Here is a 15,732-nt window from a genome sequence, read left to right on the forward strand (position 1 = left end):
GTCGCGCATACGTTGCCCTCGGCTTCCCCATTTGTGAGCTTTCCGGCATGGCCAACATCGTCACTATCGGAATCGTGCAGGATACGGCGTCCGATGATCTCGCCAGCAATGTCACCAGAGCCGTGGCGCGGGTACGCGACGCGGCCTCCAGTGGCGCTCAGATCATCTGCCTGCAGGAACTCTTCAACGCGCCCTACTTCTGCAAGACCGTACGCCCCGAGCGATTCGATATCGCCGAGCCGGTGGACGGTCCGATCGTGCACACGTTCCAGGCACTCGCCAAGGAGCTAGCGGTCGTCATCGTGGTGCCGTTCTACGAACGCGAGGCGCCGGGGCTGTATCGCAATTCCGCCACGGTGATCGACGCCGATGGCGCGATCCTTGGCACGTACCGGAAGATGCACATTCCGCACGATCCCCTGTTCGAAGAGAAGTACTACTTCGCACCGGGCGACGTGACGGGCGACCAGCGCACCGATCGGCATCCGGGCTACAACGGCTTCCGCGTGTGGCGCACCAAGTACGCCGACATTGGAGTGCTCATCTGCTGGGATCAGTGGTATCCCGAAGGCGCACGCATCACGTCGCTGCTTGGGGCACAGATCCTGTTCTATCCGACCGCCATCGGCTGGCATCCCGCCGAAAAGCCCACGTTCGGTGACGCGCAGGTCGATGCCTGGCGCACCGCGCAGCGCGCACATGCCATCGCCAATGGGGTGTTCGTCGCGTCGCCCAATCGTGTGGGGTTCGAACCAGAACCCGGCACCGAGGGACTCGAGTTCTTCGGACAGTCATTCATCTGTGATCCGTTCGGTCGTTACCTCGCGCAAGCAGGTACCGAGCCGACCATTCTCACGGCGACCTGTGATCTCGGGCTGATCGAGGAGACCCGTCGCAACTGGCCGTTCCTGCGTGACCGCCGTATCGACGCGTACGGCCCGATCACGCAGCGATGGCTGGGGGGCGCGTAGCGTGGCGGTGGCACCGATCATTGCGGCCAATGCGGCGATCATTGCCGCCAACGCCGCCATCACGGCGAGTGTGGCAGCCAGTCGCGCGGCCGTGCTGAAGCACGGTAGCGGTGCCGTGCCGCCGCTGCGCATGCCGGCCGAGTGGGAACGTCACGACGCGACGTGGATTGGCTGGCCCAATCACGAACCCGATTGGCCAGGCAAGTTTGCGCCCATCCCGTGGGTGTACACCGAGATCGTGCGGGCGCTCGCGCCGTACGAGCGGGTGGAGATTCTCTGCCACGACGAAAGCGTGGTGGACAGCGCCCGGCATCATCTGTCGCAGCATGGCGTCGATCCGGCCGGTTATCGGTTGCATGTGCAGCCGACGGATCGAGTGTGGCTGCGTGATTCCGGCGCCACTGGCGTGATGCGTCCCGATGGCAGCATCGCGCTCGTACAGTGGGGATTCAACGGCTGGGCCAAGTACGACAATTCGTCGCTCGATGCCCATGTGCCCGCGCGCATGGCAACGATCGCCGAACTGCCGCGCATCGAGGCGCGTCGCCACGACAATGGCGAGCCGCTCATTCTCGAAGGTGGCGGCATCGAGACCGACGGACTGGGCACGATGCTCGTTACCGAAGAGTGGTTGCTGTCCGATGTGCAGGTGCGCAATCCCGGATTCACGCGCGACGACTACGAGCGGGCTTTTGCCGAATATCTTGGCATCTCGCACACCATCTGGTTGGGTGAAGGCTGTGTGGGCGACGACACGCATGGTCACATCGACGACATCGCGCGTTTTGTGGCGCCCGGCGTCGTCGTGCTCGCGCATGAAGAAGATGAGTCCGACGAAAACCACGCCCGTTCGCTCGACAATCTGCAGCGTCTGAAAAAGGCACGTGATGCGCGTGGCAAGCAGATCGAGGTGGTCACGCTGCCCTTCCCGCGCGCCGTCATCATGGACGACATGCGGCTGCCGGCGAGCTACGCCAACTTCTACATCGGCAATGGGGTGTGTCTCGTGCCGACGTTCAACGACCGCAACGATCGCGTGGCACTGAACACGATGGCCGAGTTGCTGCCGGAGCATGACGTGATCGGCATTCATGCGGTGGACCTGGTGTGGGGTCTCGGCACCCTGCACTGCCTGTCGCAGCAGCAGCCGGCAGCACTCGAGGGTGACGCACGTTGACCAGTCCCACGCCGGACGACCGGCCCGACGATCGTTCCACGCCGGAACTGCCGCGCTGGGCACAGCGGCCCGCCGGTGGCGGAGCGACGCTCTCCGAAGAACGCATGGCGACCTACTTCGGCGCCAAATGGGACAGTGTGTACAAGCGCAAGCTGGCGCCGTTCCTCGAAGATCCGTCCTTTGTGCCGACCTGGAATTGGAGTGCCGCGCTGGCTCTGCCCGTCTGGTTTCTGTACCGCAAGTTGTACTTGCCGTTCGCGGTGTTTTTTCTCGTGCCGAACCTGGTGTTCCGATTGCTGACCCGCTCCGACACCGCGCTCACCGTTGAGGCGCTGCGCAAGCCGGAGAACGAGTGGCTGCTGATGATGAATCTGGCAGTCCATCTGTCGTCGGCCATCGCGGCTGGTGGCACCGCCAACTGGCTGTTGTTTCGCCGGGCTCGGGCGGCCTCCCATTTTGTGGAACACCAGCAGCTCCCAGCCGGTGAGGGGCTGTCCCTGCTCCGTCGGATGGGTGGGGTGAATCGACTGGCCACGGCGCTTTTTGTGTCGCTTTCACTGGTCATCGTGCTTGCCCAGTACCGGGGATGAAGCCGGTGTCACAGTCGCGGCCGTCTCGTTTCACGTCCGGACCGTATCCGGTACGTTGAGCGACGAGTGACGGGACGCACGTTGGCGATGTTGTGTCTGTGATGACTGACGCCGAGTTGGTCGTCCGGACGCGTGCCGGGGATCCGGAAGCGTTCGGAACTCTGGTATCGCGTTATTACAACGCATGCTGGCGGTTCGCCTACCACATGCTGGGAGAGCGGGCAGATGCGGAAGACGTGGTCCAGGAGTCATTTCTCCGGGCCTATCTCGCGATTGCGCGGTATGATGAGCGCGATCAATTCCGTGGCTGGCTTTTCCGAATCCTGACCAATCAGTGCCGCAACGCGCTCACATCCCGCGGCCGTCGCACACGACGGTTCGTGCAGGACGACATCGCTCTGGAAACCGCGCCGGCCGCTCCGCCGGGGCCGGCTACGGGCGTGGAGGACGCGGCACTCATTCGTGCGCTGGGGCAACTCGATCCGGCGCAGCGGGAAGCATTGTTGCTCAAGTACGCCGAGGGACTGGAATACTCGGAAATGTCCGCCATGACCGGTGCGGGCGAATCAGCGCTCAAGATGCGCGTGAAACGGGGCAGCGAACGGCTCCGCGCACTGCTGGGACGTTCATTCGAAGATCTGCCACCGAACGCATCGCGGTCGCCGGGGGAACCCTCGACGTGATTCATCGTATGGTGCTACATGGCTGATCCTATCGAACTCCCCTTCGAGCGTCCGTCGGACGAGGCGGAGCTGATCGCGCGGCTGCGTGGGTCGTATCGTGCACTGCCTGCGCCGTCGGTCGAACAAATCCAGCGTTGCACCGCTGCGGTGTTCGCGGCAGCGGCGCCTGCGCCGGCGCGCGGTGTCCGCCGTCTGGGGCTGCGTCCTCAGTGGTGGTGGGGCGCGGCGGCGGCGGCCACGCTGATCGTGACCGTCATGCGGCCGTGGCGTGGCGAAGAAACCCAGCGCCATGCTGACAGCGCCTTTGCAGCCGGCACGGCGGCGGCACTTCCCGTCGGTTCCACACGGGTCGAAGGTGACGGGGAGATCCGCTTCGAACTCACGCTGCCGAGCACGGCTCGCGCAGTGTCGATCGTCGGGGATTTCAACGGCTGGGACGAGAAGAAGACGCCAATGGCCAAGCGCGGTGACGAAGGCACCTGGTCGGTGCGGCTACCGCTGAGCCCTGGCCGGTACACGTACGCGTTTGTGGTGGACGGTCGCGAGTGGTTGGTGGATGCCCTCGCCCCGCAGGTGCCTGACGCCGGCTTTGGCCCTGCCAATGCGGTGATCGTGGACGGCGCCGACTGATGGGTCTTTCCGGCGCCGCCTGGCTGATGCTCGCGCAACTCACCTCTGCCTCTCCGGCGGTCGGTGCGATGCTCGAGCCATCGGCCATGTTCACTCCCGAGTGGACCGCGTCGGATCTGCAGCACGTCACTCAGTCCCAGCAGCAGGTGCAACAGCAGGTGCAGTTCGATGCGGCGCGTTTCGATTCCGTCACCGCCAACACGCTGCGCGGGCTGTTCGAAGATGCCGTGGAAATGGGGCTGCCCACCAAGCCGCTCATCAATCGTGCCCTGGAAGGCTCGGCTCGCCGCATGACGGGCGAGCGTATCGTGCGGGTGGTGCGGGAGCTCGCGGCCGCGCTGAACGAGGCCAAGGGCGTGCTGGGTCCGGGCTCGACCACGGATGAACTCGTGGCCGGCGCTGAGGCCCTGCGCGCCGGTTACGATGCGCGAACCGTGGCCGCCGTCCGTGCGGCCCGGACGCCCGGCACGGCCGTGACCGCCTTGATGGTACTGACCGACCTGGCCCGCAACGGGGTGCCCACCGGCACGGCCCGTGAAGCGGTCACCAGCATCGCCAAGCTACCGCGCTCCGACGAGGCGCTGCTTGGCTTGCAGTTGGCGGTCGCCAAGAACGCCCAGCGAGGGCCAGGGATGGCCCTCGACGCGCTCAATCGCTATGTTCGGGGGACGATTCCCGGTTCATCGGGATTGTCTGCACCCGCGACGACTGATCGTAAACCGGTCCGGCCTCCAGACTCGTGACGCCCGCACGCCGCTCTCCCCGCGCGTCGCGCCGCCGCTCTTTGAAGAGCAGCGGATGGGCCGTGCCGTGCGCGTTTTCTGCGGCATTCGCCAGCGTCGCGCTCTCTGACGTAGCCGATGCGCAGGCCCGGGGCGAAGCACCCATCGCCCCAGCGGCCACCATCGGCCCCGTCACCGATGCCCCCACGCTCTCGGTGCTGGGCCTGGCGTCCGTCCCCGACGGCAGTGGGAACCCGCTGACGCAACGCAACGATCTGTGGCTGGGTGCCACCCAGCCTATCGGTCGGCTCGGCCGCTTTCATTTTGCCGCACTCGGCAGCGGCAACTGGCGCTTCCGGGAAACGGCCAGCAACGACGCACAGTCGCAAGGCATCCTGACGCTGCGCGCCCGCGCGCGCGTAGGCGAGCAGCGTGTCTGGAGTGCGGTGAGTTATGGATATGCTGGCGGCAACGGCAACCCGGCTTCGGCCATGATGGGTGGCTTGCCCGGCTCGCAGGCGGGCGGTGGGATCGATGGCCGCAGCGCCGACACCACCGTATCCCGCCGCATCGACGTCGGACAGGTAGGGCGTGCCGAGGCGGGTGTGATGAGCAACTACGGGGGCGTCGAATTTTCCTTCGGCATGTCGCTGGAACGCGCCACCCGGATCACCACGCAGACCATCGTGGTCGATGAGCCCAGTTCCATCCCGCTGACCCCCACGGGCGGATCGCGGGTGCTGAGCTCACGGTCACTGCGCACCATGCAACGGCGCGATCTGGCCACCGGCATGGCTTCCGCAGGCTTCAATACCGGCAGCACCACGTGGTTGGTGTCGGTGTCGGCGCCGGTCGCCACCTGGATCAGCAGCGATGCACTCGCACCTTCTGCACAACCCATCCCCACCATCGCGTCGCTCGCCGTGGTGCAACCGGTAACGGGTTGGCTTTCGTTGGTGGGCGCAGCGGCCAGCAATGCGGCGACTCTCGGCCCCAACGCCCTGCGTGATCAGGTGACCCAACAGGGAGGGCGCAACTATCGCAGCTTCTCCCCGGTCGTCGCGCTCGGTATCCGCATCTCCCGACTCGGCGGCAACGACAACGATGCCACGCCGGGCGGTATCCTCGCGTTCGAAACGCGTACCCTCGGCACCGTCGACTCGATCTCCATCGAACAAAACTCCCTCGAGCGCGACCACGCCGAAACCGACACACTGCGCGTGGTCCTGCTGATCGATGCCCCACGCGCCGAATCAGTGGAGTTGATGGGTGACGCGACCTCGTGGACCGTTACGCAGATGCGTCGTCATCCCAGTGGTCGCTGGCGCGCGGAGCTCAAGCTCGCGCCTGGTATGCATCGACTCATCGTGCGTTCTGATGGCGGCAAGTGGGTCGCGCCACCTGGTCTGCCGGTAGGCAATGATGACTATGGCACCCCGGTCGGGATGGTGCTGATCAAATCGCCAAAGCATTGAGAGATAGACGAAAAAACGAGCCCCCTACGACCGGTCACTGGTCGTAGGGGGCTCGGTACTAGGTGATACGCGATAGGTGGTAAGTCGGAGCTGGCTTGGGAGCGTTTCAGCTCAGCAACCCACCACCAGACTTACTTGTTGCCGCTATTCACCCGAACAACCTGGGTCGTGCTATCAGTAACACCTGCCCCGCTCACCATGAGCGTGAGCTGATAGTCTCCCGACGGCACCGACGGGAAATTGAGCGTCAGGCTGCGACCCGCCCCACCATCCGGCCGACCATTGTCGTTGTACTTGATCGAGACTGGCGTGAGGGCTTTGGAGAGTCCGATGGAACTGCCAAGACGCTGGAAAAAGCTCGCCCCGAGACGGGTGGCTCGCAGCGACACTTGCAGTGGCGCCGACGGGCTGGCCTGACGGTACATCTCCCAGTAAATGCCGATCGTGGTACCGCCCTCGATTTCTGTCGACCCATACGCCTGCGTCGCATTGCGTTCGAGCGTGGGCGTCGGCGACGGGTCGCCTCGCTGCAACAGCAGGTAGTCGGACAAGCGCGTTTCGCGCGGAAGTGGCGAGACCGTGTTGCGCACGCGGGCGGCACGCTTGCCGACCGGCGCCAGCACTTCGACACTGGCCAACATGGTGCTGGAGAATGGCACCAGCAGCGCGCTGTTGGCCGGCGCACTGTCTCTCACCACTTGCAGCGGCGCGCGGCCATCGAAACCGTCGAGGGTGAGCGCAGCCGTGTACGGTGCGCGCCCCATCTCCAGATCCCGCATCAGGCGATAGCCACCTGCAAGGATGGTGGTGTCACCACCTCGAAGGAAACGCGCGAACTGGTGTGGCAGCGCACCGTAGCCCGCGGCATACCGGGTCGAATACCGCATGCGTGCCTTCTTGCGCGTCGGCTCCCAATCCTTGGCCGTCGCCTGTGTCGGACTGCCGATACCGGAAGGCACCGCCATGAAATCGTAGCTGGGCGTCGGCTCGTGACCGACCACCTGCGGCGGCCGCGGATCCGCCGCGCCGCCGTTCTGTACCGACCACGCCGTGGGCCAGCCATACCGAAGCTGTGATTCGAGCAGATCGTCACCCCACTGCATGTCATAGGGGAGACGGCCCAGTGAATGCACACGCGACATCGTGAAGCGGGAATACCACTCGTTCTGCAGATCGTTGCCCGGCAGCATCCACAGCGGCTGTCCCAATCGGAACACCCGCGCATTTTCGGCGCCGCGCCCGCTGCATCCCAACGCCTTGTAGTTGGCGTGCATGGCAGGATCGAGCCAGAGCGTGAGATCGTCCCAGGCACAACGCTGGGCTTCCGGCATCGCGGCCAGCGCACGGCCGAACGCTGCCGACGCATCGACATGACGATTCAGATTGTGCAGCGCCAACCCCTGCAGCGCCGCGCACCACCAGTCGGTGCCTCCGCAGGCACGAGCGGCCTCGAGACCAACCTCAGCCTGCCCACCTTCGATGGCATACCGCACACGCATGCCATTCACCCAATCGTCCTTCGGATTCTCTCGTTGGGCTTTCGCCAGCACCTCGAGCAGCGCCTCGCGCTCGAGACGAGCATCAGCGCGTTCGGCCGGTGGTGGTACATCGCCATTGTTGTTCCAATAGCAGATGCGCCCCAGCGCCACTTCACAGGTGGCATCGGCACCACCGTTGTAGAAGCGGAGCCCCAACCGGTGGCTGCGTTCAAACGCATCCTGCTGCGTGCGCGCTTCGTTGCCGGCCGAGGTGATGGTCGACGGCGTTCCACGGAGCGGGTCCGCCGCACGTGCCGCCGAACGGGCCGAATCGGCCGCCGGGGAGTTGGCCGACGCAGCAGCGCCCGCCTGCGCAAACAACGACGCGGAGGCGGGCGCAAAGAGGAATGCGGCAAGCGCTGTAACCGTCATCAACCGACGGGGCGCGCACTTCTTCGAATAGTTCTGATTCACGAGTCCAGTCTTCTGAGGGAAGGCGTGAGAGCGAATCTACAGCCTCAGAAGCACCGACGGGATCAGAACGTGAACTTCAGTCCTGCCGTCAGCGCAAAGTTGTGTGCCACATTGCCGTCGACACGAAAGCCGATGGCATCCTGTGAGTTGAACTTGCCGATCCAGTCCTTGGCCTGCAGGCGCAGCGCCATGCCGGGCGTGAAGCCCACGTCCACTCCTACACCCAGAGTGTAGGCAACGTTCGTCGCGCGCACATTCAGGATGCTGGCATCGATGTCGTTGGTCATCCCGCCGATACCAACGGTGGCAAACGGTGCGATTCCTTCGGGACGAGCCGAGAGACCACCAAGTTCGAGACCTGCGTCATACATCCACGTCTTGGTCGACCCCACATTGACACCACCGATCAACGGCAACCCTATGCGCAGATCGCCAGAGCTGTAGGCCAGGCTGCCCACCAGCGAGACGCCGCGGGCGAGGGGAAAGCTGCCCTGCGCACCGATGACCGGACCGTTCGCATTCTTGAGGCTCGTGCCGATCGGGCCGTCATACCAGTTGCCGGTCAGCACGTAGCCGGCAAAAGGTGTCAGCGAAGCGCTGCCTCCACCGCCCGTCATGGGGGAAGTCTGCTGCGCCGCAAGCGGCGCCGCCGCGAAGGTGGCCAGGATCGAAGCGACGGAAAAACCGCGGCGAACAAAAGCTGTGTTCATACTCGGACACTCCAGTAGGTGACGATGCGGCATGGTGCACGGAGCGGACCACCCGCACGACATCGAAGCAAGTCTCTTTACGGCAACGCGTTACACGATGACAACCAAACGGATCCCGCCAAAGTGTCCTTCATTGAGGACAGCCTAATGCATCCGCAAGGTGTCAGCGATCACGAGCGGGCACTCATGGACCGGATCCGGGTTCGGGCTTCGTCCGCGCCCGGGCGCGGATGTTGAGCATCTCCACCAACACGGAAAACGCCATCGCGGCGTAGGTGTAGCCCTTCGAGATGTGCTGCCCGAGCCCCTCAGCGACCAGGTTGGTGCCGATCAGCACGAGGAACGCCAGCGCCAACATCTTGATGGTGGGGTGTCGGTCCACGAACGCGCTGATGGTGCCGGCCGCCGCCAGCATCACGATCAGGGCAATGACGTTGGCCCCGATCATGATCGACACTTCGTCGGCCATGCCCACGGCCGTGATCACCGAGTCGAGCGAGAACACGATATCGATGACCATGATCTGTGCCACCGTCACCCACAGGGTCTTCGGCGGACGGGCGTGTTGCTCGAGTTCTTCGTCGGGGCCTTCGAGTTTGGCGTGGATCTCATGGGTGGCTTTGCCGATGAGAAACAGACCGCCGACCAGCAGGATCAGGTCGCGTCCTGAGAACGGATGCCCGAATGCCGTGAACAGTGTGGCCGTCAGGCGCATCACCCAGGTGATCGACAGCAACAGCAACACGCGCGAGACAAACGCACCGGCCAGGCCCAGTGAGCGCGCCCGCGGCTGCTGATCCCGCGGCAGCTTGCCGGCGAGGATCGAGATGAAGATGATGTTGTCGATGCCGAGGACGACCTCGAGCACCGTCAGCGTGAGCAGGGAGATCCACGCCTGCGGGTCGGAGAGCCAATGGAGCATCCCACAAGTCTGGCTCCCGTTCCGGAACGCGCCAAGTCTTGGTGCGCGGATAGGCTAGGGATGGCCTGGCGATGATCCCGATTCGTTATTTTCAAACGCTATGACTTCGGATCCTCATTCCCCTGCTCCTGAACGTCCGGCGGTTGTGCTGCTGTCCGGCGGCCTCGACTCCGCGACCGCGTTGGCCGTGGCCCGGCGCGATGGGTTCACGCCCTACGCCATGACCTTTCGTTACGGGCAACGCCATGCGGGAGAGATCGAGGCCGCCCGTCGGGTTGCCGCGGCGCAGCAAGCCGCCCGTCACGTGGTGGTGGATATCGATTTGCGGCAGTGGGGCGGATCCGCACTCACCTCCGATGTGGAGGTGCCCAAAGACCGTGATGTGGACGAGGTCACGGACGAGATTCCCGTGACGTATGTGCCGGCGCGCAACACGATCTTTCTGTCGTTTGCGCTTGCCTGGGCAGAGACGCTGGGCGCCGACGCGATTTTCATCGGCGTCAACGCGCTCGACTATTCGGGCTACCCGGATTGTCGGCCCGAGTACGTGGCCGCATTCGAGACGATGGCCAATCTCGCCACGCGGGCCGGTGTGGAAGGCACGCAGCGGTTGACCATTCATGCTCCCTTGCAGCACCTCACCAAAGCCCAGATCGTGACGCTGGGCCGTAGCCTGGGCGTGGATTACAGCCTCACCACAAGCTGCTACGACCCGGCACCGGATGGCACAGCGTGCGGGCATTGCGATGCCTGCCAATTGCGCCTGCGGGGCTTCGCCGAAGCCGGCGCTGCTGATCCCATCGCCTACGCGGGCTGACCGACGTGGCGTACACGGTGAAGGAGTGTTTTTACACGCTGCAGGGGGAAGGCGTGAACGCCGGGCGCGCGGCGGTGTTCTGCCGGTTCTCCGGGTGCAACCTGTGGACGGGGCGGGAGGCTGACCGGCACAAAGCCACCTGCACGTTCTGCGATACGGACTTCGTGGGCGTTGGTCCCGATGGCGGCAAGTTTGCCACCGCCGCAGCACTGGCGGCCTTCGTGAAGAGCCGCTGGCCGGTCGACGCTCCGGGCAGTGCGCGACCGTTCGTGGTATGCACCGGTGGGGAGCCGCTGCTGCAACTCGATGAAGCGGCCATCGACGCACTGCATGCGGAGGGCTTCGAGATTGCCGTGGAGACCAATGGCACGCAGCCGGCGCCGGCAGGGTTGGACTGGATCTGTGTGAGCCCCAAAGCCGACGCGCCAGTAGTGCTCACACGGGGTGATGAACTCAAGCTGGTGTTTCCCCAGGAGCAGGCACGTCCCGAACGATTTGCCTCGTTGGAGTTTGCGCACTTCCTGTTGCAGCCCATGGATGACCCCCAGGCGGCCGAGAACACCCGCGCCGCACTGGCCTATTGCCTCGCGCATCCGCAGTGGCGGCTGTCGGTGCAGACGCACAAGGTGCTGGGAATCCGGTGATGCTCGCGCGGTGAACCCAGGGGTGAAAGCACTCTCCGGTGGGCTGTGAGGTAACGGACGGCAGCAAGTAGCACGACGGCTCAACGCCGGTCACTCGACAGGGTGGCCGGCGTTCTTTTTGGGTCTTCGATGAGGTGGCGGTTGTTATCGAGGCGTCAGCATCGACTCGCATCTTCCGCGCTCACCCCTCGACCCGTTCACATGACTTCGAAGATGCTGATGGCCGGATTCACGGCCGTGGTGTTGCTGCAGGCCTGCAAGCGCGAACACGCAAAGGAGGAAGAGACCTCCCGCTTTCTGGCCATCAGGCCCTTGGTCCTCGATACGTCGTACGAGAAGCCGTATGTGGCCCAGGTCCGGTCGCTCCGGAATATCGAAATCCGTGCGCAGGAGAAGGGCTTTCTCGAAGAAATGCCCGTGGACGAGGGGCGCACGGTGAAGGCCGGACAGTTGCTGTTCCGCATCATGCCGAAGGTGTACGAGGCGGAACTGCAGAAAGCCGAAGCCGAGGTGCGCATGGCCGAGATCGAACTGGAGAACACCCAGTCGCTGGTCACCAAGCGCATCGTTTCGAAGAACGAACAGGCGATGGCGCAGGCCAAGCTCGATGGTGCCCGCGCCGAAGCCGCGCAGGCCCGGCTGCATCTGTCCTTCACCGAGATCCGCGCACCGTTCGATGGAGTGCTCGATCGCATCCCGAAAAAACTCGGCAGTCTGATCGAGGAAGGAGAGCTGCTCAGTACACTCTCCGATAACCGGCGTGTGTTCGCTTACTACAACGTGTCGGAGCCCGAGTACCTCGACTACCGCTCCAAGACGCCCAACGGGAGCGGTCAGAAAGTCACGCTGCTGCTCGCCAACAACACACGATTTCCGCACAAGGGCGAAGTCGAAACCATTGAAGGCGAGTTCGATCACGAGACAGGCAACATCGCGTTTCGGGCGGTGTTCCCGAACCCCGATGGCCTGTTGCGGAACGGGGAGACCGGCAAGGTCCTGATGACGGTGCCGTACACCCAGGCCATGGTGATCCCGCAGAAAGCCACATACGAAATCCAGGACAAGACGTACGTCTTCGTGATCGACGAGGCCAACAAAGTGCACGCCCGTCTCATCACGGTCACCGGGCGCATGCCGGATCTGTTCGTGGTCGGCAGCGGATTGTCGGTGAACGACAAGATCCTGCTCGAAGGGGTGCAGAAGGTGAAGGACGACGACGTGATCAAGTTCGAATTGAAGGACACACGTCAGGTCCTCGCGTCCCTTCGGCTCAAGGCGGAATAGACCGCATGCTGAACAAGTTCATCCAGCGACCGGTGCTCTCCATTGTCCTGTCGCTGTTGATCCTCTTTGTCGGCGGCTTGGCCCTGACACAATTGCCGGTCACGCAGTACCCGAACATCTCGCCGCCCAAGGTCACCATCCTGGCGGACTATCCCGGCGCCAACAACGAACTGCTCATCAAGGCCGTGGTGATTCCGCTCGAGCGGGCCATCAACGGCGCGCCCGGGCTCAAGTACATCACGTCCGACGCTGGCAACGACGGCGAAGCCAACATCCAGGCCGTCTTCAATCTGGGTACGGATCCCAACCAGGCCACGCTGGCCATTCAGAACCGGGTGGCGTCGGTCGTGAACAAGCTGCCCCCCATCGTGGTGCGCGAAGGGGTGAAGATCACGCGTGAGGAGCCCAACATGCTCCTCTATGTCAACCTGTACAGCGACGATCCGCAGGCCGATCAGAAGTTCCTGTTCAACTTTGCCGACATCAGTCTGATCTCGGAGCTCAAGCGCGTCGACGGCGTGGGCTTTGCCGACATTCTGGGCAACCGTGAATACGCCATGCGCATCTGGCTCAAGCCTGATCGCCTGACGGCGTTCAAGGTGTCGCCGGAAGAAGTCATGGAATCCCTGAGCGCGCAAAGCCTCGAAGCCTCACCGGGCAAGGCCGGCGAAAGCTCGGGCAAACGCTCGCAGGCCTTCGAGTATGTGCTCAAGTACCCGGGGCGCTTCACCACCAAGGAGGAGTACGAAAACGTCGTCATCCGGGCCAGCGCGAATGGCGAGATCCTCCACCTCAAGGACATTGCGGACGTGGAGTTTGGCAGCTCCATGTACGACATCTACTCCACGCTCGACGGCAAACCGTCGGCGGCGATCGTGCTCAAGCAATCGTATGGCAGCAATGCCAGCCAGGTCATCAAGGATGTGAAGGCCAAGCTGGAGGAGATCAGCAAGTCGACCTTCCCGAAGGGCATGCACTACGAGATCAGCTACGACGTGTCGTCGTTTCTGGATGCTTCGATCGACAAGGTGCTGCACACACTGATCGAAGCATTCGTGCTGGTGGGCATCGTGGTGTTCGTGTTTCTCGGCGATTGGCGGTCCACGCTGATTCCGGCGGTGGCGGTGCCCGTCTCGCTGATCGGCACCTTCGCCTTCATGCAGTACTTCGGTATCACGCTCAACCTGATCACACTGTTCGCTCTGGTGCTGGCCATCGGTATCGTGGTGGACAACGCCATCGTGGTGATCGAAGCCGTGCACGCCATCATGGAGGAAGAAGGGCTCGATCCGCTGGCCGCCACACGCAAAGCGGTGAGCCAGATCGCCGGCGCCGTCATCGCGATCACCTTCGTCATGGCCGCCGTGTTCATTCCCGTGGGCTTTCTCTCGGGACCGGTGGGCATCTTCTACCGGCAGTTCTCCATCACCATGGCCACGGCCATCGTGTTGTCCGGCTTCGTCGCACTCACGCTCACGCCGGCACTGTGTGCGATGCTGCTCAAACCACATACGCACGACAAGCGACGCTCCCCTGTGGGCCGCTTTCTGGACGCGTTCAATCGTGGGTTCGGCCGCACCACCGACGGCTATGTGCGCCTGCTGTCGGGCATCGCCTCGCGGCGCCTGGTCACCTTCGGTGTGCTCGTGTTGTTGTGCGGCGGCACCTGGCTGGCCGGCAAGACGGTTCAGAGTGGGTTCATTCCCAACGAAGACCAGGGAATGTTCTACGCCATTGTGCAGACACCACCAGGCTCGACGCTCGAACGCACCAACGAAATCGTCTCGCGCCTGCAGAAGGTGTCGGAAGAGGTCGAAGGCGTGCAATCGGTATCCGCACTGGCCGGCTATGAAATCCTGACCGAAGGCACCGCCGCCAACACAGGTACCTGCCTCATCAACCTGAAGGATTGGAGTGAGCGCAAACACTCGGCGCAGGAGATCATCGCCGAGTTGGAAGAGAAGACCAAGGACATCACTGGCGCGAACATCGAGTTCTTCCTGCCGCCGGCACTACCCGGCTATGGCGCCGCCGGCGGTTTCGAGCTGCGCCTGCTCGACAAGGCCGGATCGGGCGACTACAAGCGCATGGAAACCATCAGCAACGACTTCGTGGCCGAGTTGTCCAAGCGAAAAGAGATGACATCGGTGTTCACGTTCTACAGCGCCAGCTTCCCGCAGTACATGCTGCGACTGGACAACGAGCTCGCGCAGCAGAAGGGCGTCAATATCGACAATGCCCTCAACACGCTGTCCACCCTGCTGGGCTCCAACTACGAAATCAGCTTCATCAAGTTCGACCGGCAGTACAAGGTCATCGTGCAGGCGGCACCGGAATACCGCGCCCAACCCGAGGACGTTCTCAAGCTGTACGTGAAGAATGATCGTGACGAAATGGTCCCCTACTCCGCCTTCATGCGCATGGAGAAGGTCTACGGCCTCTCGGAAATCACGCGGCACAACATGTCGAACGCATCCGAGATCAGCGGATCGGCTGCGCCGGGGTACAGCAGCGGTGAGGTCATTCGCATCATCACCGAAACAGCCAGCAAGGCGCTCCCCCGCGGATATGCCATCGACTGGGCCGGCATCTCGCTCGACGAAGTACGTCAGGGCAACCAGGCCATCTACATCTTCATCGTTTCGCTGGTGTTTGTGTACCTGATTCTCTCGGCCCAGTACGAGAGCTTCATCCTGCCACTGGCCGTGGTGTTCTCGCTGCCCGCCGGGGTGTTCGGCGCCTTCCTGCTGCTGCTCGTGACGGGACTCGAAAACAACATCTATGCACAGATCGCGATGGTGATGCTCATCGGCCTGCTGGGCAAGAACGCGGTGCTCATCGTGGAGTTTGCCTCGCAGAAGCACAGCCAGGGGGCCACGGCCCTCGACGCCACCATCGAAGGCGCCAAGGCACGATTCCGCCCTATCCTCATGACATCGTTTGCCTTCATCGCCGGCCTGATTCCCCTCATGTTCGCCACCGGCCCGGGCAAGATCGGCAACCGTACCATTGGCACGGCGGCTTTCGGTGGCATGCTGCTCGGCACATTGCTCGGCGTCATTCTCATCCCCGGCCTCTATTACGCCTTCGCGAAGACGTCGGAACGCCATCCGTTCATTGCGAACGAAGAAGAATCGCCGTTGACGGAGCTCTGA

At 63.5% G+C, this 15,732-nt stretch carries 14 protein-coding genes; 11 read left to right on the forward strand and 3 right to left on the reverse strand.

Translation table 11 applies throughout. The annotated features are described in order from the left end of the window. The first annotated feature begins 47 nt into the window (after window positions 1–47). From GAU_RS13500 to GAU_RS13530, 7 genes are all read left to right on the forward strand, one after another. A complete protein-coding gene (locus GAU_RS13500) occupies window positions 48–971 on the forward strand; it encodes a carbon-nitrogen hydrolase (protein WP_015894438.1) in 924 nt (307 codons plus the stop codon). Further along, window positions 913–2,148, forward strand: a complete 1,236-nt coding sequence (locus tag GAU_RS13505; protein ID WP_197525984.1) for an agmatine deiminase family protein — start codon at window positions 913–915, stop codon at window positions 2,146–2,148. The genes GAU_RS13500 and GAU_RS13505 overlap by 59 nt, the downstream gene beginning before the upstream one ends. Then, window positions 2,145–2,738: a DUF2628 domain-containing protein gene (locus tag GAU_RS13510; RefSeq protein WP_015894440.1), complete on the forward strand. Its 594-nt coding sequence runs from the start codon at window positions 2,145–2,147 to the stop codon at window positions 2,736–2,738. Before GAU_RS13505 ends, GAU_RS13510 begins: the two co-directional genes overlap by 4 nt. 101 nt (window positions 2,739–2,839) lie before the next feature. Then, window positions 2,840–3,421 carry an RNA polymerase sigma factor gene (locus GAU_RS13515; protein ID WP_015894441.1) on the forward strand — a complete coding sequence of 194 codons (582 nt, stop codon included), beginning with the start codon at window positions 2,840–2,842 and terminating at the stop codon, window positions 3,419–3,421. An 18-nt stretch (window positions 3,422–3,439) separates the two neighbouring features. After that, window positions 3,440–4,051 (forward strand): isoamylase early set domain-containing protein, encoded by a 612-nt coding sequence (locus GAU_RS21915; RefSeq protein WP_015894442.1) that lies wholly within the window; start codon window positions 3,440–3,442, stop codon window positions 4,049–4,051. Beyond that, window positions 4,051–4,794: a hypothetical protein gene (locus GAU_RS13525; RefSeq protein WP_015894443.1), complete on the forward strand. Its 744-nt coding sequence runs from the start codon at window positions 4,051–4,053 to the stop codon at window positions 4,792–4,794. Before GAU_RS21915 ends, GAU_RS13525 begins: the two co-directional genes overlap by 1 nt. 62 nt (window positions 4,795–4,856) lie before the next feature. Next, complete coding sequence (locus GAU_RS13530) at window positions 4,857–6,248, forward strand: glycogen-binding domain-containing protein (protein WP_015894444.1); 1,392 nt, start codon at window positions 4,857–4,859, stop codon at window positions 6,246–6,248. Between the two features lie 131 nt (window positions 6,249–6,379). Here the strand turns inward: GAU_RS13530 and GAU_RS13535 are convergent, their stop codons facing one another. From GAU_RS13535 to GAU_RS13545, 3 genes are all read right to left on the reverse strand, one after another. Further along, a complete protein-coding gene (locus tag GAU_RS13535; RefSeq protein WP_169307685.1) occupies window positions 6,380–8,158 on the reverse strand; it encodes a hypothetical protein in 1,779 nt (592 codons plus the stop codon). A gap of 104 nt (window positions 8,159–8,262) precedes the next feature. Then, entirely contained in the window at window positions 8,263–8,910 is a 648-nt protein-coding gene (locus GAU_RS13540) for an outer membrane beta-barrel protein (RefSeq protein ID WP_015894446.1), read from the reverse strand. Window positions 8,911–9,094: 184 nt separating this feature from the next. After that, window positions 9,095–9,832 (reverse strand): TerC family protein, encoded by a 738-nt coding sequence (locus tag GAU_RS13545; RefSeq protein WP_015894447.1) that lies wholly within the window; start codon window positions 9,830–9,832, stop codon window positions 9,095–9,097. A 100-nt stretch (window positions 9,833–9,932) separates the two neighbouring features. On the opposite strand from GAU_RS13545, the gene queC reads away from it, so the two are divergent. The 4 genes from queC to GAU_RS13565 all read left to right on the forward strand — a co-directional run bounded on the left by queC (window position 9,933) and on the right by GAU_RS13565 (window position 15,732). After that, window positions 9,933–10,649 (forward strand): 7-cyano-7-deazaguanine synthase QueC, encoded by a 717-nt coding sequence (queC, locus tag GAU_RS13550; RefSeq protein ID WP_015894448.1) that lies wholly within the window; start codon window positions 9,933–9,935, stop codon window positions 10,647–10,649. Between the two features lie 5 nt (window positions 10,650–10,654). Beyond that, on the forward strand, window positions 10,655–11,293 hold the full coding sequence (gene queE / locus GAU_RS13555) for a 7-carboxy-7-deazaguanine synthase (protein WP_015894449.1): 639 nt from the start codon (window positions 10,655–10,657) through the stop codon (window positions 11,291–11,293). 201 nt (window positions 11,294–11,494) lie between these two features. After that, window positions 11,495–12,577, forward strand: a complete 1,083-nt coding sequence (locus GAU_RS13560) for an efflux RND transporter periplasmic adaptor subunit (protein ID WP_015894450.1) — start codon at window positions 11,495–11,497, stop codon at window positions 12,575–12,577. A gap of 5 nt (window positions 12,578–12,582) precedes the next feature. Then, window positions 12,583–15,732, forward strand: a complete 3,150-nt coding sequence (locus GAU_RS13565) for an efflux RND transporter permease subunit (protein ID WP_015894451.1) — start codon at window positions 12,583–12,585, stop codon at window positions 15,730–15,732.

Source organism: Gemmatimonas aurantiaca T-27 (assembly GCF_000010305.1).
Lineage (GTDB): Bacteria > Gemmatimonadota > Gemmatimonadetes > Gemmatimonadales > Gemmatimonadaceae > Gemmatimonas > Gemmatimonas aurantiaca.

Bases quoted from the DNA above. Each gene is read 5' to 3' on its own strand.
- GAU_RS13500 (WP_015894438.1), top strand. From the start codon at position 48: ATGGCCAACATCGTCACTATCGGAATCGTGCAGGATACGGCGTCCGAT.
- GAU_RS13515 (WP_015894441.1), top strand. From the start codon at position 2,840: ATGACTGACGCCGAGTTGGTCGTCCGGACGCGTGCCGGGGATCCGGAA.
- GAU_RS21915 (WP_015894442.1), top strand. From the start codon at position 3,440: ATGGCTGATCCTATCGAACTCCCCTTCGAGCGTCCGTCGGACGAGGCG.
- GAU_RS13525 (WP_015894443.1), top strand. From the start codon at position 4,051: ATGGGTCTTTCCGGCGCCGCCTGGCTGATGCTCGCGCAACTCACCTCT.
- GAU_RS13535 (WP_169307685.1), bottom strand. From the start codon at position 8,158: ATGACGGTTACAGCGCTTGCCGCATTCCTCTTTGCGCCCGCCTCCGCG.
- GAU_RS13540 (WP_015894446.1), bottom strand. From the start codon at position 8,910: ATGAACACAGCTTTTGTTCGCCGCGGTTTTTCCGTCGCTTCGATCCTG.
- GAU_RS13545 (WP_015894447.1), bottom strand. From the start codon at position 9,832: ATGCTCCATTGGCTCTCCGACCCGCAGGCGTGGATCTCCCTGCTCACG.
- queC (WP_015894448.1), top strand. From the start codon at position 9,933: ATGACTTCGGATCCTCATTCCCCTGCTCCTGAACGTCCGGCGGTTGTG.
- GAU_RS13560 (WP_015894450.1), top strand. From the start codon at position 11,495: ATGACTTCGAAGATGCTGATGGCCGGATTCACGGCCGTGGTGTTGCTG.
- GAU_RS13565 (WP_015894451.1), top strand. From the start codon at position 12,583: ATGCTGAACAAGTTCATCCAGCGACCGGTGCTCTCCATTGTCCTGTCG.